The organism is Polynucleobacter sp. HIN5, from assembly GCF_030297555.1.
In the GTDB taxonomy this organism is placed as follows: domain Bacteria; phylum Pseudomonadota; class Gammaproteobacteria; order Burkholderiales; family Burkholderiaceae; genus Polynucleobacter.
Genome location: NZ_AP028136.1, coordinates 75,526 through 96,417, shown reverse-complemented (window position 1 = coordinate 96,417; position 20,892 = coordinate 75,526). Strand labels below are relative to the sequence as shown.

Below are 20,892 nucleotides of genomic sequence, written 5' to 3'. Positions count from 1 at the left end.
ATCAATCAGGGTCGCCAAGCGACAAAGTTTTGATAGAGCTTAAGTCCGTATTGAGCACTTTTCTCGGGATGGAACTGCGTAGCAAAAATAGTATCGCGAGCCACGGCCGATGTAAACCACCCGCCGTAATTCGTTGATCCTACAGTATCTTCCGGGTTACCTACCTCCACATAATAACTGTGCACGAAGTAAAAACTCGTCATGTCGGGGATGCCATACCACATCGGGTGATCACGATCTTGGCGAACCTGGTTCCATCCCATGTGCGGGATCTTAAACTCTGAACCATCCTCTTGCATACCCGACAAATGAAAGCGCTTGACTTTCCCCGGCATTAAGGCAAGGCATGCGGTATTGGTTGTTACTCCGGGTTTGCGCTCTTCGCTCTCTTCAAAAAGCATTTGCTCGCCCACACAGATACCAAAAAGTGGCTTCTCACGCACCGACTGCTTCACCGCATCCATGAGACCTGAAGAACGTAACTGCTTCATGCAATCGGGCATTGCGCCCTGTCCGGGCAACACCACACGATCTGAGCGCAAAATTTCAGCTGGATCGCTGGCAATCGTAATCTTGCACTCTGGAGCCACGTGCTGCAGAGCCTGCGATACCGAGCGCAAATTACCCATTCCATAATCAACAATAGCGATGTGCATCGCGATCTCAATAATCTGTTGGTAAAAGAAGTGTGTCTTACAAACTTCCCTTAGTGGATGGCACCGCATGGGGTGAGCGTGGATCGATGCTCAAGGCCATACGCAATGCACGCCCAAAAGCCTTAAATACGGTCTCAATCTGGTGATGCGCATTCACACCGCGAATGTTATCGATGTGCAAGGTTACGCCGGCGTGGTTTACAAAACCACGGAAGAACTCGATGCTCAAATCCACATCAAAGTCACCCACCCGCGCACGGGTAAAGGGTACGTTGAACTCTAAGCCTGGCCGACCGGAGAAATCTATCACAACGCGCGACAAGGTCTCATCGAGTGGTACATAGGAGTGGCCATAACGTGTAATACCCGCTTTATCGCCAACCGCTTTCGCAATCGCTTGGCCCAAAGTAATACCAACATCTTCCACGGTGTGGTGATCGTCAATATGAGTATCACCCTGGGCATGCACCTTGAGATCGATCATGCCGTGACGGGCAATTTGATCGAGCATATGATCTAAAAACGGCACCCCGGAGTTCAAATCCGCTTTGCCGGTACCATCCAAGTTCAACGTAATTTGGATCTTGGTCTCTGAGGTATTACGACTGACATCTGCTTGGCGCATGGTGTGTGAATAAAAATAAACTCTTAAGCGTTCATAATATCATTTGTCATTCAAAATCAATCACTTCACCTGTTTTTTATCGTTACTCTTTGGACCCCATTGCGATGAGCCTCTTTTGGAACCCCGATCTACACAACTTAAGCCCGTATGTCCCAGGGGAGCAGCCCAAACACGAGAAGCTTGTCAAACTCAATACCAATGAGAGCCCCTATGGACCCTCACCCAAAGCCCTAGCAGCGATTGCTGCACGGAACCACGAGGGCCTGCGGCTGTATCCCGATCCGGATGCTAAAGCCCTCAAAGAGGCCATCGCAAAACACTATGGCTTAGAACCCAATCAGGTGTTTGTCGGGAATGGCTCGGATGAAGTCCTCGCTCATTTGTTCTTAGGGCTTCTCAAACACCCCAAGCCCCTCCTCTTTCCCGATATCACCTACAGCTTCTACCCCGTCTATTGCCAACTCTTTGGAATTGACTACCAAACGATTGCGCTCGATAGTCAGTTTGCCATTCACTTGGATGACTACATTCAGAAAACAAATCAGTTAGGCGGTAATGGTGGGGTCATCTTCCCGAACCCAAATGCGCCCACCGGTCGCGCTCTACCGCGCGCAGCAATTGAAGGGTTTCTAAAAATAAATACCCAAAGCGTGGTGGTGGTTGATGAGGCCTACGTGGATTATGGCACCGAATCGTGTGTACCACTCTTACAAAAACACTATCCCAATCTTCTGATCACCCATACGCTCTCAAAATCGAGGGCCTTGGCAGGACTGCGAGTTGGTTACGCTTTAGGTCACCCCGACTTAATTACGGGACTAGAACGCGTGAAGAATAGTTTTAACTCCTACCCCTTAGGTCAATTAGCGCAAGCCGGTGCGATTGCCGCGATTGAGGACCAGGCGCATCTTGATGCGATTACTCAAAAGGTCATTAAGACCCGAGAACCCTGCATTGAAAGTCTAAATAATCTGGGCTTTGAGACGCTTCCATCAAGTGCTAACTTTGTCTTTACCCAGCATCCAAAACACGATAGCGAGAAATTGTTTTTAGCCTTACGAGAGCGCGGCATCATCGTGCGCCACTTCAAAACACCACGGATTAAGAACTACCTTCGCATTACGATTGGCACGAATGAGCAAATGAACATCCTCATCGATGCCTTGCGCGACATCGTCTCGTAATTTTTTGTAGTGGGGCTGGGTTAATTATTTTTTCGTGAGCCGCATCTCGGCTGCACGCGCGTGCGCCTGTAAACCTTCACCATGCGCTAAGGTACTGGCGATAGGGCCTAAGGTTTGTGCACCCGCCTCACTCACCTCAATGAGGCTCGAGCGCTTGATAAAGTCATAAACACCCAAGGGCGAAGAAAACCGCGCTGTCCGCGCCGTGGGTAAAACGTGATTCGGTCCAGCGCAGTAGTCACCCAATGACTCACTGGTGTAGGAGCCCATAAAAATTGCTCCTGCATGCCGAATTTGCTCGGCCCATTGATCAGCATTATTTGCGCAAATCTCCAGGTGCTCAGCCGCAATCAGATTGGCAATCTGGCAAGCCTGCGCCATATCGTCCACCTCAATCAAGAGTGCCCGATTTTGCAAGGATGCTCGGATCACTTTCTCTCTAGGCATCTGCGGCAATAGCTTCTGAATACTCGCATCGACTCGATCAATGAACTCTTTGTCAGGACAGAGCAAAATCGATTGAGCGAGCTCATCGTGCTCGGCCTGCGAAAACAAATCCATCGCAATCCAGTCTGGATCGGTAGAACCATCGCACAATACCAAGATCTCGGAGGGGCCTGCAATCATATCGATCCCCACTCGACCAAATACTCTGCGCTTGGCCGCTGCGACGTAGGCATTACCAGGACCCACGATCTTGTCGACCGCTGGTACCGTTTGGGTTCCATACGCCAATGCGGCAACCGCTTGTGCACCACCAATCGTAAAGACCCGATCCACTCCTGCTAAATGAGCGGCTGCCAATACCAAGGGATTGCGGGCACCATCGGGTGTAGGTACCACCATCACAATCTCACCAACCCCAGCAACCTTGGCAGGAATGGCATTCATCAGCACAGAGGATGGATAGGCGGCCTTACCACCGGGCACATAAATACCAACGCGATCCAAGGGCGTAATTTTTTGACCTAAGCGCGTGCCATTGCTCTCGGTGTACTCCCACGAATGGCAACCGGTTTCTATCTTCTGGCGCTCGTGATAGGCGCGTACTCGCTCGGCCGCAGCGCGCAAGGCGCTTGCTTGCTCTTGCGCTAGAGCTTGATAAGCCGCGGCAAGATCAGCAGAGGTGACCTCAAGATTGCTAACCTGATTAACTGCTAAGCGATCAAACTGCTGGGTGTATTGCAACAGTGCCGCATCGCCCTCGCGCTCAATGCGCTCCAAAATCCCAAGCACAATCTGATCAATGGCTTGATCGTCGGCCGATGGAATCGACAAGCTCGATAGCAAGGTCCTCTCAAAACCAGGATCGTGGCTGGTCAGGCGTCGAATCTTGACACTCATGGCTGCCAAATACTCAGGATCTTTTGCAATTGAGCACGCTTACGCTTAAACGATGCTTGGTTCATAATTAAACGTGCACTGATATCGGTAATCGACTCGACCTCGACTAAGTTATTGGCGCGCAAGGTGTTGCCAGTGGACACCAAATCCACAATCGCATCGGCTAAGCCCACCAAGGGAGCGAGCTCCATCGATCCATATAAATGAATCGTATCAATGTGCACACCCTTGTTGGCAAAGTGCTCGCGCGCGCAGTTCACATACTTAGTGGCTACTCGCAAACGCGAGCCCTGGCGTACCGCCGCCGCATAGTCAAAGCCGTTTTTGACGGCCACTGCCATTCGACAGCGCGCGATTCCCAAATCAATCGGGATGTATAAGCCATCGCTGCCTTTTTCTAACAGAACGTCTTGGCCCGCCACACCAAAATCCGCTGCGCCAAATTGCACATAGGTGGGCACATCTGATGCACGCACAATGATGATTTGCACCTCTGGATTGGAGGTCGGAATAATTAACTTACGGGATTGCTCAGGATCTTCAAGCGGACGAATACCCACCTTTGCTAAAACAGGGGCGGTTTCTTCAAAGATGCGTCCTTTGGACAAAGCTAAAGTCAACATAATGGCCCATTATTTCATGCGGCGGATGTTTGCGCCAAGTTGGGTCAATTTCTGCTCCATACGATCGTAGCCGCGATCGAGGTGATAAATTCGATCCACCTGGGTCTCACCTTGAGCCGCTAAGCCAGCAATCACGAGACTTGCAGAGGCACGCAGATCGGTCGCCATCACTGTTGCACCCGAGAGCTTCTCAACGCCCTCAACAATCGCGGTATTGCCCTCAATCGAGATATCAGCTCCCAAGCGATTGAGCTCTTGTACATGCATAAAGCGGTTCTCAAAAATGGTCTCGGTGATGCGTGAACTACCCCCGGCAATGGCATTGAGCGCCATAAACTGCGCTTGCATATCGGTTGGAAAAGCCGGGTACTCGGAGGTCCGAAAGCTCACCGGTTTTGGACGACCATTCATCGATGCAGAAATCCAATCGGCACCCTTTTTCATTTTGAGACCCGCCTCTTTAAGCTTTACTAAAACAGCATCTAAAGTATCAGGTCTGCAGTTCTTAAGAATAATCTCACCACCGGTGGCTGCTACTGCACATAAGAAGGTACCGGTCTCAATACGATCCGCAATCACATGATGGCTTGCTCCGTGTAGGGCGGGAACCCCCTCGATCACGAGGCGATCACTACCAATGCCACTGATCTTTGCACCCATCTTGACCAAAAGCTCAGCCAAATCACCGACCTCGGGTTCACGCGCCGCGTTTTCTAAAATCGTTGTTCCTTCTGCAAGGCAAGCCGCCATTAAAAGATTTTCTGTGCCGGTCACGGTAATCATGTCGGTCAGGATCGCATTACCCTGTAACCGGGTATTGGGCTCTGCAATCTTCGCAACAATAAAACCTTTGCGAATCTGAATACTCGCCCCCATCGCCTTCAAACCTTTGATGTGCTGATCTACGGGTCGTGCGCCAATTGCACAGCCCCCGGGTAGCGATACGGTTGCACGTCCCATCCGCGCCAAGAGAGGGCCCAATACCAAAATCGATGCCCGCATGGTTTTTACTAACTCATAGGGTGCCTCAGGACTTGAAATCATACCGGCTTGCAAAATCAAATGGCTGCGATCGTTCGGATTCGGAAACTCTAAAGTGACGCCCATTTGTTGCAAGAGCTTTAACATCGTGCGCACATCTTGCAAATCAGGCACATTAAAGAGCTCGACCGGGTCAGCCGTTAATAAGCTGGCACACAAAATGGGTAGAGCGGCATTCTTAGCACCCGCAATATTGATCTCGCCCTTAAGGGGGGCTCCTCCTGTCATCACTAATTTATCCATACGCTGATCTCAGATAATTTATTGAGCCGTAAACTCATCAGGCGTAAAGGCTTTAATCGAGAGCGCATGGATCTCCGCCTTCATTCGATCACCCAATGCTGCATAGACCAACTGATGGCGCTGCACCAAACGCTTCCCAGCAAAATCGGGGCTCACAATGGTGGCATAAAAATGTTGCCCATCACCCTCGACCTCTAAATGCGTACAAGGGAGCTTCTCGCTGATATAGCTTTTCACTTGTTCAGGGGTAGGAAACATCGCAATCCTTCATTAATGGCGTAATTTATAACCCGATTGTAGTAAACGCAGAGCCAACCCTGAGACGACCAAGAAAAACGAAGTGACAATGGTCAGGCTTAGCCAGGGCGAAACATCCGAGACCCCAAAAAATCCATAGCGAAAGCCATCAATCATGTAAAAGAATGGGTTCAGGTGTGAAATGAATTGCCAAATCTCTGGTAAGGAATGAATCGAATAAAACACACCTGAGAGCATGGTGGCGGGCATGATCAAAAAGTTCTGAAAGGCAGCTAACTGATCAAACTTATCGGCCCAAATACCCGCAATCAATCCCAAGCCACCCAAGATCGCGGCCCCCATGAATGCAAACAAGATAATCCAAAAAGGGTTATGCATAGCCGGCACATCAAATAAGAGGGTAATGATTAAAACACCCAGACCCACCACAACCCCCCGAAATACTGCAGCCAGCACATAGGCTGAATAAAACTCCAAATGCGTGAGTGGTGCCAACAAAACAAACACTAAGTTACCGGTAATTTTGGATTGAATTAATGAGGAAGAAGTATTGGCAAATGCATTTTGTAACACGCTCATCATGACCAACCCCGGAATTAAAAATGCCGTGTAGGTTAACTTGTCATACACCACCAAACGACCTTCTAAAACATGCCCAAAAATCATGAGGTACAGCACGGCGGTCAAGACAGGTGCAGCAACTGTTTGAAAGGCAACCTTATAAAAACGCTTAATCTCTTTGCGTAGCAGAGTGGGAAAACCACTACCGTATTCAAATGGAATGGGCATTTCGACTACTCTCCTGCCATGATTTGAATAAACACATCCTCAAGATCAACCTCTTGACCTGCTTGTGTTTTGTGCGCTCCATAGCGTGCGAGGAGATTTTGAGTAGTATCCAGAGCCACGACTTGACCAGACTTGAGCATCGCAATCCGACCACATAAACATTCAGCCTCTTCTAAATAGTGCGTGGTCAGCAAAATGGTATGGCCATCTTGATTAAGCCGACTAATAAATTTCCAGAGGGACTGGCGCAGCTCGACATCCACCCCAGCGGTTGGCTCATCCAACACAATCACAGGCGGACGGTGAACTAAAGCTTGCGCTACCAAAACGCGCCGCTTCATGCCCCCAGAGAGCGAGCGCATATTACTGTTCGCTTTACTGGTTAAATCGAGGTGCGTCATGATCTCATCGATCCAATCGTCATTGTTCCGAATCCCAAAGTAACCCGACTGAAACCGCAAGGTCTCGCGCACTGTAAAAAAAGGATCAAATACCAGCTCTTGAGGAACCACACCCAATAAACGGCGCGCCTCAATAAAGTTGGTTTGCACATTCGTGCCCATAATGAATGCGCGACCAGAATCAGGACGGCACAAACCAGCCAAAATAGAAATGAGGGTGGTCTTACCGGCACCGTTGGGGCCGAGTAATCCAAAAAACTCGCCCTCTTTGATATCTAAGGAAACATCCTTGAGGGCTTGTAATGATCCGTAGGATTTACTTAAATGCTCGACTAAAACTGCGGACTGCATAAATTATTGAAGTCCTAAAATATCAGTCACTCCATATACACCAGCCAGGACTTTTAACTTCGCAGGAGGATTTAAAACGATCAAGGATTGATTGCGCTCTTGTAACTGACGGCGCCATGCGAGCAAAACCGCTAGAACGCTTGAATCAAAATCGGAGAGAGCAGAACAATCTACCCGACCAGTCTGTGCTAAAGCAAGACCACCCTGCTTAGTAATTTCCCCGGCATTCGCCTGGGTCACTTGCTGAGGCAAAGCAAAACTCATACTTACTTCTTACCTGCCAACATCGCATTGCGCTCTTGCAAGAACTTGATCAGGCCTTCGACACCGTTTTGGCTAATTTGATTGGTAAATTGATTGCGGTATGCCTCGATTAACCAAGCGCCCATGATGTTGATGTCATAGACTTTCCAGCCATCATTGGTTTTCTCAAGGCGATAGTCCAAGGGAATGGGATCCGATTTACCAATGACGACAGTGCGCACAATCACATCCGTATCGCTCGGATTGGCACGAAAGGGTTTGTATTGAACCGTTTGATCGCGTAACTGACTCAGCGCTCCTGAATAGGTCCGAATCAATAAGGACTTGAACTCGGCAATCAGTTGGGTTTGCTGCTCAGGGCTTGCCTTGCTCCAATTTCGACCCATGGCCAATTGCGTGGTTCTGCGCATATCCGTGTAGGGAACAATTTTCTTTTCGACTAAATCCACGACGCGTGGAATATTGCCTTTCTGGATTTCAGGATCGGCTTTCACGGAGGCCATGACATCAGCCACAATCATTTTGATGAGACCATCGGGTGTATTAGGATCGGGGACACTTTGCGCATTAGCAAAGCCCAGCATGCCGGATAACAAAAGGGCGCAGAAAGATAAAAGGGGTGTTTTCACGATGAACCGGTCGAAAAATAAAAATTAATTTTAGTCTCTTTGAACCATTTACTCGTAGGGGTTCTCATAGACCGGGGCAGGAGGCTCCTTGCCCTCTTTGGCCTGATCAATTTGATACTGGCGCCTCTGAATATACGCATCGCGCGTAAAGGTGTACTTATCAATCGCTGCACCCTCGAGAAGATCGCCTGCCTCGTAGTAGTTATTACGAGCATTGACAATCCGCAGCCCCGTCAAACTATTACGCAACGCTACATCGGGTAAGAGACGGAAAAGGTAATCGGTCTCTAAATCCACTGCGGTACCAAAGGTATCGCGCACATTACTGGGGCCAAAGATTGGTAAAACCACATAAGGGCCTGCAGGTACACCCCAAACACCGAAGGTTTGCCCAAAATCCGCTTTATGTTTTTCTAGGCCGCCCGGGGTGGCCATATCAATAAAGCCACCTAATCCAAAAATCGTATTGACGACCACCCGCATTAGATCGCTAAAAGCCATGCTGACATTACCTTGCAATAAATTATTCACTGAGGTGTAGATATCGCGGTAGTTACCAAAAAAGTTATCAATCCCTTGCTGCGCTGGCTTTGGCAGAATGAAGCGATAGCCTTTGGTGATGGGCTTTAATAAATAATCGTCCAATCCTTCATTAAAGGAAAAAACCGAGCGATTAAAAGACTCCCATGGATCATGCGGCGATGGCTCGCTGCCCGCCGGGATACTTGCACAACCGATGATGCACAGGCTCAGGAAGGTAATGCACAGGCGCTTTAACACAATCACAGTCGGTCTTATTTCTTAAATATGAGGTTATTTGGTACCCGACTTGGTATCGCCTTTGTCCTGCCCCGTATCCGCTGCCTTGTTATACAAGAACTGACTAATCAGATTTTCTAAAACGATGGCTGATTGGGTTTGAGTAATCTTGCCCCCATCGGCGAGCATTTGCTCATCACCGCCTGCTTCAAGGCCAATGTATTGCTCGCCTAACAAACCTGAGGTTAAGATCTTTGCCGACGAATCTTTGGGGAACTGATAGGCCTTTTCAATCGTCATCGTCACCGTGGCTTGATAGGTTGTGTCATCAAACTGGATGCTTGAAATACGACCAACCACAACGCCTGCGCTTTTTACCGGTGCGCGGGGCTTTAGGCCGCCAATATTGTCAAAGCGGGCCGAAACCGTATACGTTGGTGCAAATGACACAGCGCTCATATTGCCCACCTTAAGTGCCAGAAAAAGCATGGCTAACATGCCGATCGTTACGAATAACCCGACCCAAATATCAATTGCACTTTTTTTCATAAGAATCCTAGTTTATTCCGATCTTGGCCTGCGCTTTAGTTGGAGAACATCATGGCGGTCAATAAAAAGTCCAATGCCAACACTGCTAAAGACGAGAGCACCACAGTCCTCGTAGTCGCTTGCGACACTCCCTCCGGAGTGGGCTTTGACTCATACCCCTGATAGAGAGCAATAAATGTCACAGCCACACCAAAGACAACGCTTTTAATAAAGCCATTGGCAATATCATCAAATAGGTCGACCCCACCCTGCATTTGGGACCAGAATGCGCCGCTATCGACCCCAATCAGTGGCACGCCCACTAGGTACCCACCCAAAACACCAACCGCAGTAAAGATGGTGGCCAAAATTGGCATCGCAATAATCCCGGCCCATAAACGCGGCGCGATTACCCGACGTAATGGATCTACTGCCATCATCTCCATGGCGGATAACTGCTCTCCCGCTTTCATAAGACCAATCTCCGCTGTGAGCGAAGTGCCGGCACGACCCGCAAACAATAAAGCAGTAATCACGGGACCCAGTTCACGCGTTAGTGACAAAGCAACCAATAAGCCGAGAGCCTGCTCGGAACCATAACGCGTTAAGGTGTAATAGCCTTGCAACCCTAATACAAAACCAACAAATAAGCCCGATACGGTAATGATCACAAACGAATAGTTACCGACAAACAAAATTTGATCCGATACCAGGCGCGGTCGTTTAAGTAACCCGCCAGAACGCATCAGCACCAAGACAAACATCCGGGCAGCATATCCAAGGCCTGTAATATTTTTACGAATAAAAAATCCGAGATCACCCAACGCGTTCGTGATTGGATTTGATTTGGAGCTTGGTTCGAGATTCATCGAGGGTGTAATCCAAAGTCAGTTGCTAAATCCGGGCCTGGATAATTAAACGGCACCGGGCCCTCAGGCGAAGCGTCTAAAAATTGGCGCACAAAAGGATCGGCTGAGCGATTGAGTTCATCGGGCGTCCCTTGTGCTCCAATCTTGCCATTGGCAATAAAGTACACGTAGTCTGCAATCTCGAAGGTCTCCTCAACATCATGCGTTACTAGAATGCTGGTTGCGCCCAAGGCATCATTGAGATTGCGGATCAATCGCGCCGTAATGCCGAGTCCAATCGGATCAAGTCCTGCAAATGGCTCATCGTACATGATGAGAGGCGGGTCTAAAATAATCGCGCGTGCCAAGGCAACTCGCCTTGCCATCCCCCCTGAAATCTGCGATGGCATTAAATCGCGAGCACCACGTAAACCCACCGCGTTTAATTTCATCAGCACCAAATCACGAATCAGCTCTTCGCTTAGGTTCGTGTGCTCACGCAGTGGAAAAGCGACGTTCTCAAACACGCTCAAATCAGTAAACAAGGCACCGAACTGAAATAGCATGCCCATACGACGGCGAGCCTGCATCAGCTCATCACTATTCATCGCAGAAATCTCACGGCCCTCAAACTCCACCGAGCCCGTTTGAGCGGTCACCTGTCCGCCGATCAATCGCAATACTGTGGTCTTACCGCAACCCGAACCACCCATCACCGCAACCACTTGGCCGCGGCGGAATTCCATATGAAGCCCACCGAGAATTTGGCGCTCACCCGGGGCATACGAAAAATCTACCCCCCGAATCGAAACAACCGGCGAATCGATCGCGCGTGCGGCGGGAGTAGAGGGCATTCTTGGATTATCGCGGTAAAACCGACGATCCCATTAAATACTCATCGACCGAGCGTGCGCATTGACGACCCTCTCGAATCGCCCAAACCACCAAAGATTGGCCACGCCGCATATCGCCTGCCGCAAACACCTTGGGAACATTGGTGTGATAGGCATGATGACCATCCGTTGAAGCCTTTGCATTGCCGCGCGGATCTTTCTCGACACCAAAGGCATTTAAGATTTGCTGTGCTGGGGAAACAAAACCCATAGCAAGCAAAACCAAATCAGCCTTGATCTCAAACTCTGAATTGGGGACCTCACTCATCTTGCCGTCTTTCCATTCCAAACGCACCCCAATGAGTTTTTCTACTTTGCCGTTTTTGCCTTCAAACCGCTTAGTAGCAACCGACCAGTCGCGCTCGCAACCCTCTTCATGCGAAGATGAAGTACGAAGTTTAGTGGGCCAATAGGGCCAGACTAAGGGTTTGTTTTCTTCTTCGGGTGGCTGAGGCAATAACTCAAATTGCGTAACATGCTTAGCACCATGCCGATTAGATGTGCCCACGCAATCAGAACCCGTATCACCACCACCAATCACAACCACATGCTTATCGGTTGCCCGAATCTCATTTTTGAGATCGCCAGCCACTTCCTTGTTTTGTGGAATTAAAAATTCCAAAGCAAAATGAATTCCACTTAACTCACGACCAGGGACTGGTAAATCGCGCGGTTGTTCGGCGCCACCACTGATAATGACCGCATCAAAGCTCTTGAGTAATTCATCCGGGCTTACCGTTTTTTGAGCATAGTTCTTCACTTCCTTACCAAGCGTTTCTTTGCCGACAAAAACCCCGGTTGCAAAAGTAACGCCTTCGGCTTGCATTTGCTCAACCCGTCGGTCAATCAACCACTTCTCCATCTTGAAGTCGGGAATGCCATAACGCAATAAACCACCGACCCGATCATTCTTTTCATAAACGGTCACATCATGACCAACTCGCGCTAACTGTTGAGCTGCTGCCATCCCGGCAGGGCCAGAACCAACCACGGCGACCTTCTTGCCAGTCTTGGTTTTAGGTGGTTGAGGCTTTACCCAATCATTGGCCCACGCTTTATCGATAATGGCATGCTCAATTGACTTGATACCAACCGGCAACTGATTGATCCCGAGCGTACATGCAGCCTCACAAGGTGCTGGGCAAATACGGCCGGTGAACTCCGGAAAGTTATTGGTGGAATGCAAAACCTCAATCGCATTTTTCCAATCGCCTTGATACACCAAATCATTAAAGTCAGGAATGATGTTGTTTACGGGGCAACCATTGTTGCAAAACGGAATCCCACAATCCATGCAACGTGCGCCCTGCACCTTCGCATCGGCATCCGATAGTGCAGCCACAAATTCTTTGTAATGATGAATTCGTTTGACCGGTGCTTCATAGGTCTCTTCGACCCGCTCAAATTCCATAAATCCAGTGACTTTACCCATACCTACTCCAAAGATTCTTCATTAATCAATTCACGTGATCAAGCCATCACAGGCTTGGTTTGATCTTGCCCTTGAGCACGCTCCCACAATTCACCGAGAGCCCGCTTATATTCAGTAGGCAATACCTTCACAAAACGCGCGCGCGACTTGTCCCAATCAGCTAGCAATGCCTTGGCACGCTCTGATCCGGTGTACCGGAAATGGCGCTCAATCAGTGTCTTTAGGATTTGCTCATCGGTTTGACGCTCGCCACCCTCTTTGACATTGACTGGTGCATGCCACGTGGATTTAGGCATATTTGCGATTTGCTCTGATGTTGGCAATACCTTCTCCAAAGTTGCCATCGTGGTATTGCAACGCTTCTCAAAGAGTCCGTCTTCGTCAAAGACATAAGCAACACCACCGCTCATACCTGCGGCAAAGTTACGGCCGGTTTTCCCAAGAACGACAACTGTGCCACCCGTCATGTACTCGCAACCATGGTCACCGGTGCCCTCGACAACCGCAATCGAGCCGGAGTTACGCACTGCAAAACGCTCGCCGGCGACGCCATTGAAAAATGCCTCGCCTTCAATAGCGCCATACAACACCGTGTTACCCACAATAATATTTTGAGAAGCATCACCCCGGAACTCATGGGGTGCACGCACCACAACGCGACCACCCGATAATCCCTTACCGACATAGTCGTTGGCATCGCCCACGAGATCTAAGGTAATGCCGCGCGCCAAGAATGCTGCAAAACTTTGTCCAGCCGTACCGTTTAACTGAATATGGATGGTGTCATCGGGTAAGCCCAAATGGCCATAGCGTTTTGCCAACTCACCAGAGAGCATCGCACCCACTGTTCGATTGACGTTGCGGATCGGCACAATGAAAGAAACCTTCTCGCCACGCTCTAAGGCCGGCTCACTCTTTTCGATCAAGGTATGGTCAAGCGCAGCACCTAAGCCATGATCTTGAGTGAGCGTTTGGTGACGAGGCTCGTCATGTGACACATTGGGTAGAGCAAAGACTTTACTGAAATCCAAGCCCTGTGCCTTCCAATGATCAACGCCCTTACGCGTATCCAAGAGATCAACGCGACCAATCAGTTCATCAAATGTCCGAATTCCCAACTGCGCCATAATCTCGCGCACTTCTTCGGCAATAAAGAAAAAGAAATTAACAACATGCTCGGGTTTGCCTGAAAACTTCTTGCGCAACTCAGGATCTTGGGTCGCAACACCCACTGGGCAGGTATTGAGATGGCATTTACGCATCATGATGCAACCCTCAACCACTAAAGGTGCAGTGGCAAAACCAAACTCATCTGCACCTAATAGAGCGCCGATCACCACATCTCGGCCAGTTTTCATTTGGCCATCGGCTTGTACACGAATCCGACTTCGCAGTTGATTGAGTACGAGTGTTTGCTGGGTCTCTGCAAGACCCAGCTCCCACGGTGTACCAGCATGCTTAATCGATGACAAGGGGGATGCACCTGTACCACCGTCATGACCAGCAATCACGACGTGATCGGACTTTGCTTTAGCAACGCCCGCGGCCACCGTACCAACACCGACCTCTGAGACAAGCTTTACTGAAACATCAGCTTGCGGATTAACATTCTTTAAGTCATGAATGAGTTGCGCCAAATCCTCAATCGAATAAATGTCGTGATGCGGTGGCGGCGAAATGAGACCCACACCTGGCACCGAGAAGCGTAAACGTCCGATATAGTCGGAGACCTTACCACCGGGTAATTGACCGCCCTCGCCTGGCTTTGCGCCTTGCGCCATCTTAATTTGAATCTGATCGGCTGAACGCAAATACTCAGTGGTCACGCCAAAACGTCCAGAGGCGACTTGCTTAATTTTCGAACGCAATGAGTCGCCGTCTTGTAATGGAATATCTGCCTCAACGACATCCTTGCCTAAGATGCTGGCAAGCGTCTCACCCTTCTTAATCGGAATCCCTTTGAGTTCATTGACATAGCGATTTGGATCTTCGCCGCCCTCACCCGTATTGGATTTACCACCAATGCGATTCATTGCGATTGCTAAAGTTGCATGGGCCTCGGTCGAAATTGAACCTAAGGACATCGCACCCGTTGCAAAGCGTTTCACAATCTCCTTGGCAGGCTCGACTTCATCGAGCGGAATGGCTTTATTCGGATCGATCTTGAACTCAAATAATCCTCGTAAAGTCATCAAACGCTTACTCTGATCATTAATCAGATTGGCGTACTCTTTATAGGTTTGATAACCCTTCTCTGGCCCAGTGCGAGTCGCATGTTGTAGCTTTGCAATCGAATCGGGTGTCCACATATGTTTCTCACCACGTACCCGATACGCGTACTCTCCACCCGCATCCAACATATCAGCCAATACAGGATCATCACCAAACGCGGCATGGTGCATCCGTAAGGCTTCTTCAGCAACTTCGAACACACCAATTCCGCCTACGTTCGAAGAGGTCCCTTTGAAATACTTATCAATGAGCTCATGATTAAGACCAATCGCCTCAAAGATTTGCGATCCGGTATAGGACATATAAGTAGAAATACCCATCTTCGACATCACCTTTTGCAAGCCCTTACCAATGGCCTTGACAAAGTTCTTAATCGCCTTCTCAGGCGATAGGTCACCCGATAGACCTTTGGCCATTTCAGCCAAGGTCTCCATCGCCAAATAGGGATGAATCGCTTCGGCACCATACCCAGCAAGTAATGCAAAGTGATGAACCTCGCGAGCGCTGCCAGTCTCCACGACTAGACCAGTGCTAGTCCGCAAACCACGCTCCACCAAGTGCTGATGAATGGCCGAAGTTGCCAAGAGCGCTGGAATCGCCATATGGTCTCGATCCACTTGGCGATCGCTCACAATTAATATATTGAATCCACTGCGCACTGCATCGGTTGCCTCAGCACACAACGAAGCCAAACGTGCCTCGATCCCCTCCTTGCCCCAGGCAACTGGATAACAAATATCTAATTCATACGAACGGAACTTACCACCGGTGTAATGTTCAATATGACGCACCTTGGTCATGTCATCCAAGTCCAAGACCGGCTGACTGATCTCCAAACGCATCGGGGGATTGATATTGTTGGTATCTAATAGGTTGGGCTTTGGTCCAACAAAGGACACCAAAGACATCACCAGATTCTCACGAATCGGATCAATTGGAGGATTGGTAACCTGAGCAAATAATTGCTTAAAGTAGTTGTAGAGCGACTTGCTGCGATCCGATAAAACTGCAAGCGGACTGTCATTGCCCATCGACCCAATTGCCTCTTCCGCATTTTGTGCCATGGGTGCCATTAGGTATTTGAGATCCTCCTGGCTATAACCAAATGCCTGCTGACGATCGAGTAACTTTGCAGCAGGGCGAATATGTTTAGCATCGTCTTGGGTGTCTTTTTTGCTGACATCCAACTCATCAAGCTTCACACGCACCGCATCAATCCAGCTCTTATATGGCTTGGCTTTGGAGACCGAGTTCTTCAGCTCTACGTCGTCGATGATGCGACCTTGATCCATGTCGATCATAAACATCTTGCCAGGCTGTAAGCGCCACTTTTGCACAATCTTATTTTCTGAAATTGGCAACACACCGGCCTCAGAGGCCATGATGACCAAATCATCATCGGTCACGTAATAGCGCGCAGGTCGTAAGCCGTTACGATCCAGGGTAGCGCCAATCTGACGCCCATCGGTAAAGGCCATGGCGGCGGGGCCATCCCATGGCTCCATCATGGCAGCGTGGTACTCATAAAAGGCGCGGCGGTTTTCATCCATGAGGGTATGCTGTTCCCATGCTTCAGGAATCATCATCATCATGGCTTGCGCAAGCGGATAACCGGCCATCACCAAGAGCTCAAGGCAGTTGTCAAAGGATGCGGTATCGGATTGACCTGGATAAATTAGTGGCCACAGCTTTTGCAAATCATCGCCTAGTACAGGTGAGCTAATTGCGCCCGTGCGTGCATTGATCCAGTTCACATTCCCCTTCACCGTATTAATCTCACCATTGTGAGCAAGCAAGCGGTATGGGTGAGCTAGTTCCCACGCTGGGAAGGTATTGGTTGAGAAGCGCTGATGCACCAATGCCAGAGCTGACACTGCTTTGGGATCTTTAAGATCGCAATAATAGGCGCCCACTTGACTGGCCAATAAGAGGCCTTTGTACACCACAGTCCGCGCAGACATCGATGCCACGAAATATTCTTTACCGTGTTTGAGGTGCAAATCTTGAATCGCATGACTTGCCGTTTTACGAATCACATAGAGTTTGCGCTCGAGTGCGTCGGTGGTCATGATGTCACGACCACGCCCAATAAATATTTGACGAATAATTGGTTCGGTTTTTTTCACGGTTGGCGACATCGGCATCGCACGATCGATCGGCACATCGCGCCAACCCAATACAATTTGTCCTTCTTGACGTACGGTGCGCTCTAACTCTTGCTCGCACGCTAATCGTGACGCGTTCTCTTTAGGCAAAAAGATCATGCCAACGCCATATTCGCCAACGGGTGGCAACTCGACCCCCTGCTTTTTCATCTCGCTGCGATACAGCTCATCAGGAATTTGAATCAATATTCCGGCGCCGTCACCCATGAGTGGGTCAGCACCCACAGCGCCCCGGTGATCGAGGTTTTCCAGGATCTTTAATCCTTGAGTGATGATGTCATGGGATTTTTTGCCCTTGATGTGCGCCACAAAACCAACGCCACAGGCATCGTGTTCATTTTGAGGGTCGTAGAGACCTTGAGCGGACGGACGTAACTCGAGATGATTCATATTTAATCCAAATTGGTCATGCGGCCGGCAATCCCCATGGATTGCTTCAAATAAAGGCCGGGAGGGTAAATATAGGGGAATCCACTAAGGGATGCAATAGAAATTTAATGACTCTGTCCCATTTAAATAATGGGGGAAGAATAGAAATTAAATTAAATAGGGACAGACTTAAAGTTTTTTTGGTCTGCCACGCGGCTTGACCTGCCATTGATTCAGGCTCATCTTAGGATTTTGCTTGATAAATTCAGGGCTTACCCAGGGTCTTGAGCGGATTAAATGCTCAGTAATTGCCCGATCCTCATGATGCGGCGCCCCCTCCCTCACAAAAGCCGCCCAGGCCAGCTGCCTCTCAAAAGGGGTGTTGCCTAAACCCCAAAAGCTTGGGTGATCGGTTAGCCAAGTCTCACCTTTGCCCCCAATGTGGCTTTGGTAGCTGGTATTTTTACAGTCCTCAGCGCGAGACTCCAGTCCGGCGCGCACAGGGTTAAGTTCAATGTAGCGCTGGACTCGTAAGGCATACATTGGATCAATCAGGGAAGAACAAAAGCGACCCTCCCAAATCGTGCCCGAGGTACCTTGTTGTCGATTGATGTATTGCGCGTAGCGTCGCCCCAAGGATTGCATTGTTTTGGATAAGGAATATTCAAAACGAGGGGTGGCTAATACGTGTGCATGGTTGGGCATCAAGGCATAAGCATGGACGGCACATCCAAACTCTTTGGCAGCATCGCGTAACCAGTCAAGATAAATTCGGCAATCCGCATCATGGCTAAATATGGTTTGACGATTGTGGCCACGAACCAAAAGATGCATTGCTTGTCCAGCAATGACCAAGCGTGCTTTACGGGCCATCTCTACTTAATTAATTTGGCGAACGCCGCCCAAGGGAGCGAACTCAGGAATAATCCAATCGCCATCGTACTCAGAAACTCCCGGCGGAGGGGTGCGGTTTATCTCGGGGACGCCTCGCAAGGCCACCGACATAAAGTTAATCCAAACTGGCAATGCTAAGCCGCCACCTGTCTCACGGTCGCCTAGGCTTCTTGGGTTATCAAAACCAATCCAAGCCACTGCCGCAACCCGAGGGTTGTAACCAGCAAACCATGCATCGTGCGAATCATTCGTTGTACCCGTTTTTCCAGCGATATCGTTACGACCTAGCGCAGGCCTGGCACGCGCTGCGGTTCCCGTCTTAGTAATTTCTTGCAACATGCTATCCATTACAAAGGTTGTTCGCTCATCCAAGACACGAATCGCATTTTTTCCAACACGCACTGGGTTCGCCTCAAACAAGGTTTGACCTTTTGCATCCGTGACCTTATCAATCAAATAGGGGTTAACAAAATAGCCGCCATTCGCAAACACGCTGTAAGCACTGGCCATTTGCAATGGCGTGACCGAACCTGCGCCAAGGGCCATCGTGAGATACGGAGGATGCTTGTCAGGCTCAAAACCAAAGCGCTGAATAAATTCTTGGGTATACGATGGGCCTATCTTGCGAATGACACGAACCGATACTAAATTTTTAGACTTCGACAATGCAGTCCGCAGCCGCATCATCCCATCAAACTTGCCATCGTAGTTCTTAGGTTGCCATACTTGGCTGCCGGTCTCCAAAGCCCCAATCGACAATGGTGCGTCATTGACCATGGTTGAAGGGCTCAAACCCTTTTCAAGAGCTGCAGCATAAACAAAGGGTTTAAATGCCGAGCCTGGCTGACGAAAGGCTTGCGTGACGTGATTAAATTTATTACGACGAAAATCAAATCCGCCCACCAGGGCCAAAATTGCCCCATCATTTGGATCAAGAGCTACGAACGCAGCCTCGACTTGAGGTAATTGAGCTAACTTCCAAACCCCATCATCGTTAAGCAGTCGAACGACCGCCCCCGGACGAATCCGTCGTTTAGGTTGTGCAGATTCCGATAATGAGGCGCTCGCCAGCTTTAAAGCATCTCCTTTAATTGTGATTTGTTCTCCGGTTGCAATCATGACCTTTAATTCTTTAGGGCTTGCCTCCAATACCACTCCGGATTGCAATTCATCCAGCGCTGGATAATCAAGCAAGGCATCGTCGATCGTGCGTTGGCGCTTTACAGGGTCTTGGGGTAACTCAATAAAACCCTCTGGTCCCCGATATGCATGCCGCAAATCGTAGTCAAAGATACCTTTGCGAACTGCAGCATAGGCAGCGTCTTGATCTGCCTTTAAGACGGTGGTGTAAACATTAATGCCCTGCGAATAAATAATATCGCCGTACTGAGAAAAGAGCAACTGTCTGGCCATCTCCGCAACGAAATCACCGCGAGTATCAAACTCTTTTCCTAGGCCACGGATCTTGATGGTCTCCGCCATTGCCTTGTCATAATCGGCCGGCGTAATGTACGAGAGGTCACGCATGCGCTGCAAAATATACTCTTGACGAATCTTGGCGCGCTTATAGTTACTCACGGGGTTATAGGCAGAAGGCGCCTTTGGTAGACCTGCTAGCATCGCTGCCTCAGCAACGCTGATATCTTTGAGTTCTTTACCAAAATAAATTTTGGAGGCGCTCGCAAATCCATAGGCGCGCTGACCCAAATAAATTTGATTCATGTAAATCTCAAGAATCTTATCCTTGGTTAATTGGGCTTCGATCTCCCAAGCAAGGAGTACCTCATAAAGCTTACGACTGAAGGTCTTCTCATTGCTTAAGAAAAAATTACGCGCCACCTGCATGGTGATGGTCGACGCCCCTTGGGAGAGGCTTCCTCTTAAATTGGCTAAAGTTGCTCGCAATACACCCCAGTAATCAACGCCGCCATGACTATAGAAACGATCATCTTCAATCGCAATTACTGCATACTTTAAATAGACAGGAATTTCATTGAGAGGGACAACGCTTCGCCGTTCCTCTCCAAACTCACCTATTAATACCTTATCGGCGGTATAGATCCGCAGCGGCTCTTTGGGGTTGTAATCCACTAGCGCTGAAATATTCGGTAAGTTTGGCTTCGCAATAATGAATGCGTAGGCGACTAACATGGTAAATAACAAGCCAAGCACCACCATCAAAATCAATAGGGCTTTAATGAGCGGGCTGGCACCTGACTTCTCAGAAAAACGAGTACCCGAACCCCGTTGGAAGGGCGGTTTTTTGCTCGGTAGATTAGCCATCTCCAAATTATATGGTCCTACAGCATTTGTAAGAATGACCGATCAATTAATCCGGGTTTGCTGATTTCAATAACTAGCGCC

General features: G+C 49.2%; 19 protein-coding genes. 1 reads left to right on the top strand and 18 read right to left on the bottom strand.

What is annotated here, in order from left to right; genetic code table 11:
• Positions 1-5: 5 nt before the first annotated feature.
• Together hisH and hisB are read right to left on the bottom strand one after the other, a co-directional pair.
• Positions 6-662, bottom strand: coding sequence for an imidazole glycerol phosphate synthase subunit HisH (gene hisH / locus QUE61_RS00555; RefSeq protein WP_286308210.1), 657 nt, complete (start codon positions 660-662; stop codon positions 6-8).
• 31 nt (positions 663-693) lie between these two features.
• Positions 694-1,281 (bottom strand): imidazoleglycerol-phosphate dehydratase HisB, encoded by a 588-nt coding sequence (gene hisB, locus QUE61_RS00550; RefSeq protein WP_108507634.1) that lies wholly within the window; start codon positions 1,279-1,281, stop codon positions 694-696.
• 104 nt (positions 1,282-1,385) lie between these two features.
• Here hisB and hisC point away from each other — a divergent pair, with 104 nt between their 5' ends.
• Positions 1,386-2,465, top strand: coding sequence for a histidinol-phosphate transaminase (hisC, locus tag QUE61_RS00545; RefSeq protein WP_286307042.1), 1,080 nt, complete (start codon positions 1,386-1,388; stop codon positions 2,463-2,465).
• A gap of 24 nt (positions 2,466-2,489) precedes the next feature.
• On the opposite strand, the gene hisD is transcribed toward hisC, so the two are convergent.
• The 16 genes from hisD to QUE61_RS00465 form a co-directional block, all read right to left on the bottom strand.
• A complete protein-coding gene (hisD, locus tag QUE61_RS00540) occupies positions 2,490-3,809 on the bottom strand; it encodes a histidinol dehydrogenase (RefSeq protein WP_286307041.1) in 1,320 nt (439 codons plus the stop codon).
• A complete protein-coding gene (gene hisG, locus QUE61_RS00535; RefSeq protein ID WP_286307040.1) occupies positions 3,806-4,432 on the bottom strand; it encodes an ATP phosphoribosyltransferase in 627 nt (208 codons plus the stop codon). The genes hisD and hisG overlap by 4 nt, the downstream gene beginning before the upstream one ends.
• Before the next feature lie 9 nt (positions 4,433-4,441).
• Entirely contained in the window at positions 4,442-5,716 is a 1,275-nt protein-coding gene (gene murA, locus QUE61_RS00530; protein WP_286307039.1) for a UDP-N-acetylglucosamine 1-carboxyvinyltransferase, read from the bottom strand.
• A gap of 18 nt (positions 5,717-5,734) precedes the next feature.
• On the bottom strand, positions 5,735-5,974 hold the full coding sequence (locus QUE61_RS00525) for a BolA family protein (protein WP_286307038.1): 240 nt from the start codon (positions 5,972-5,974) through the stop codon (positions 5,735-5,737).
• A gap of 12 nt (positions 5,975-5,986) precedes the next feature.
• Entirely contained in the window at positions 5,987-6,763 is a 777-nt protein-coding gene (locus tag QUE61_RS00520; protein WP_286261669.1) for an ABC transporter permease, read from the bottom strand.
• Positions 6,764-6,768: 5 nt separating this feature from the next.
• Positions 6,769-7,515 carry an ABC transporter ATP-binding protein gene (locus QUE61_RS00515; protein ID WP_286307037.1) on the bottom strand — a complete coding sequence of 249 codons (747 nt, stop codon included), beginning with the start codon at positions 7,513-7,515 and terminating at the stop codon, positions 6,769-6,771.
• A 3-nt stretch (positions 7,516-7,518) separates the two neighbouring features.
• Positions 7,519-7,779 (bottom strand): STAS domain-containing protein, encoded by a 261-nt coding sequence (locus QUE61_RS00510; RefSeq protein ID WP_286307036.1) that lies wholly within the window; start codon positions 7,777-7,779, stop codon positions 7,519-7,521.
• 2 nt (positions 7,780-7,781) lie between these two features.
• The gene (locus QUE61_RS00505; protein ID WP_458574723.1) at positions 7,782-8,411 is read right to left on the bottom strand and encodes an MlaC/ttg2D family ABC transporter substrate-binding protein; all 630 of its coding nucleotides are present in this window, start codon (positions 8,409-8,411) and stop codon (positions 7,782-7,784) included.
• Positions 8,412-8,456: 45 nt separating this feature from the next.
• Entirely contained in the window at positions 8,457-9,194 is a 738-nt protein-coding gene (locus QUE61_RS00500; RefSeq protein WP_286307035.1) for an MlaA family lipoprotein, read from the bottom strand.
• A 27-nt stretch (positions 9,195-9,221) separates the two neighbouring features.
• Positions 9,222-9,716: an outer membrane lipid asymmetry maintenance protein MlaD gene (mlaD, locus tag QUE61_RS00495; protein WP_286307034.1), complete on the bottom strand. Its 495-nt coding sequence runs from the start codon at positions 9,714-9,716 to the stop codon at positions 9,222-9,224.
• A 35-nt stretch (positions 9,717-9,751) separates the two neighbouring features.
• The gene (gene mlaE / locus QUE61_RS00490; RefSeq protein WP_286307033.1) at positions 9,752-10,564 is read right to left on the bottom strand and encodes a lipid asymmetry maintenance ABC transporter permease subunit MlaE; all 813 of its coding nucleotides are present in this window, start codon (positions 10,562-10,564) and stop codon (positions 9,752-9,754) included.
• On the bottom strand, positions 10,561-11,397 hold the full coding sequence (locus QUE61_RS00485) for an ABC transporter ATP-binding protein (protein WP_286307032.1): 837 nt from the start codon (positions 11,395-11,397) through the stop codon (positions 10,561-10,563). Before QUE61_RS00485 ends, mlaE begins: the two co-directional genes overlap by 4 nt.
• A gap of 7 nt (positions 11,398-11,404) precedes the next feature.
• Positions 11,405-12,868 carry a glutamate synthase subunit beta gene (locus tag QUE61_RS00480; RefSeq protein ID WP_286307031.1) on the bottom strand — a complete coding sequence of 488 codons (1,464 nt, stop codon included), beginning with the start codon at positions 12,866-12,868 and terminating at the stop codon, positions 11,405-11,407.
• 38 nt (positions 12,869-12,906) lie between these two features.
• Positions 12,907-17,655, bottom strand: a complete 4,749-nt coding sequence (locus tag QUE61_RS00475) for a glutamate synthase-related protein (RefSeq protein WP_286307030.1) — start codon at positions 17,653-17,655, stop codon at positions 12,907-12,909.
• Positions 17,656-17,823: 168 nt separating this feature from the next.
• Entirely contained in the window at positions 17,824-18,507 is a 684-nt protein-coding gene (locus QUE61_RS00470; RefSeq protein WP_286307029.1) for a transposase, read from the bottom strand.
• Positions 18,508-18,513: 6 nt separating this feature from the next.
• The gene (locus QUE61_RS00465) at positions 18,514-20,811 is read right to left on the bottom strand and encodes a penicillin-binding protein 1A (RefSeq protein WP_286307028.1); all 2,298 of its coding nucleotides are present in this window, start codon (positions 20,809-20,811) and stop codon (positions 18,514-18,516) included.
• Positions 20,812-20,892: the final 81 nt, after the last annotated feature.

Excerpts from the sequence above, each read along its gene's own strand:
- mlaE (WP_286307033.1), bottom strand. The coding sequence starts at position 10,564 with ATGAATCTCGAACCAAGCTCCAAATCAAATCCAATCACGAACGCGTTG.
- QUE61_RS00515 (WP_286307037.1), bottom strand. The coding sequence starts at position 7,515 with ATGCAGTCCGCAGTTTTAGTCGAGCATTTAAGTAAATCCTACGGATCA.
- QUE61_RS00465 (WP_286307028.1), bottom strand. The coding sequence starts at position 20,811 with ATGGCTAATCTACCGAGCAAAAAACCGCCCTTCCAACGGGGTTCGGGT.
- QUE61_RS00520 (WP_286261669.1), bottom strand. The coding sequence starts at position 6,763 with ATGCCCATTCCATTTGAATACGGTAGTGGTTTTCCCACTCTGCTACGC.
- QUE61_RS00525 (WP_286307038.1), bottom strand. The coding sequence starts at position 5,974 with ATGTTTCCTACCCCTGAACAAGTGAAAAGCTATATCAGCGAGAAGCTC.
- hisB (WP_108507634.1), bottom strand. The coding sequence starts at position 1,281 with ATGCGCCAAGCAGATGTCAGTCGTAATACCTCAGAGACCAAGATCCAA.
- hisD (WP_286307041.1), bottom strand. The coding sequence starts at position 3,809 with ATGAGTGTCAAGATTCGACGCCTGACCAGCCACGATCCTGGTTTTGAG.
- QUE61_RS00475 (WP_286307030.1), bottom strand. The coding sequence starts at position 17,655 with ATGAATCATCTCGAGTTACGTCCGTCCGCTCAAGGTCTCTACGACCCT.
- QUE61_RS00480 (WP_286307031.1), bottom strand. The coding sequence starts at position 12,868 with ATGGGTAAAGTCACTGGATTTATGGAATTTGAGCGGGTCGAAGAGACC.
- QUE61_RS00470 (WP_286307029.1), bottom strand. The coding sequence starts at position 18,507 with ATGGCCCGTAAAGCACGCTTGGTCATTGCTGGACAAGCAATGCATCTT.
- QUE61_RS00485 (WP_286307032.1), bottom strand. The coding sequence starts at position 11,397 with ATGCCCTCTACTCCCGCCGCACGCGCGATCGATTCGCCGGTTGTTTCG.
- hisC (WP_286307042.1), top strand. The coding sequence starts at position 1,386 with ATGAGCCTCTTTTGGAACCCCGATCTACACAACTTAAGCCCGTATGTC.
- murA (WP_286307039.1), bottom strand. The coding sequence starts at position 5,716 with ATGGATAAATTAGTGATGACAGGAGGAGCCCCCCTTAAGGGCGAGATC.
- mlaD (WP_286307034.1), bottom strand. The coding sequence starts at position 9,716 with ATGAAAAAAAGTGCAATTGATATTTGGGTCGGGTTATTCGTAACGATC.
- hisG (WP_286307040.1), bottom strand. The coding sequence starts at position 4,432 with ATGTTGACTTTAGCTTTGTCCAAAGGACGCATCTTTGAAGAAACCGCC.
- QUE61_RS00510 (WP_286307036.1), bottom strand. The coding sequence starts at position 7,779 with ATGAGTTTTGCTTTGCCTCAGCAAGTGACCCAGGCGAATGCCGGGGAA.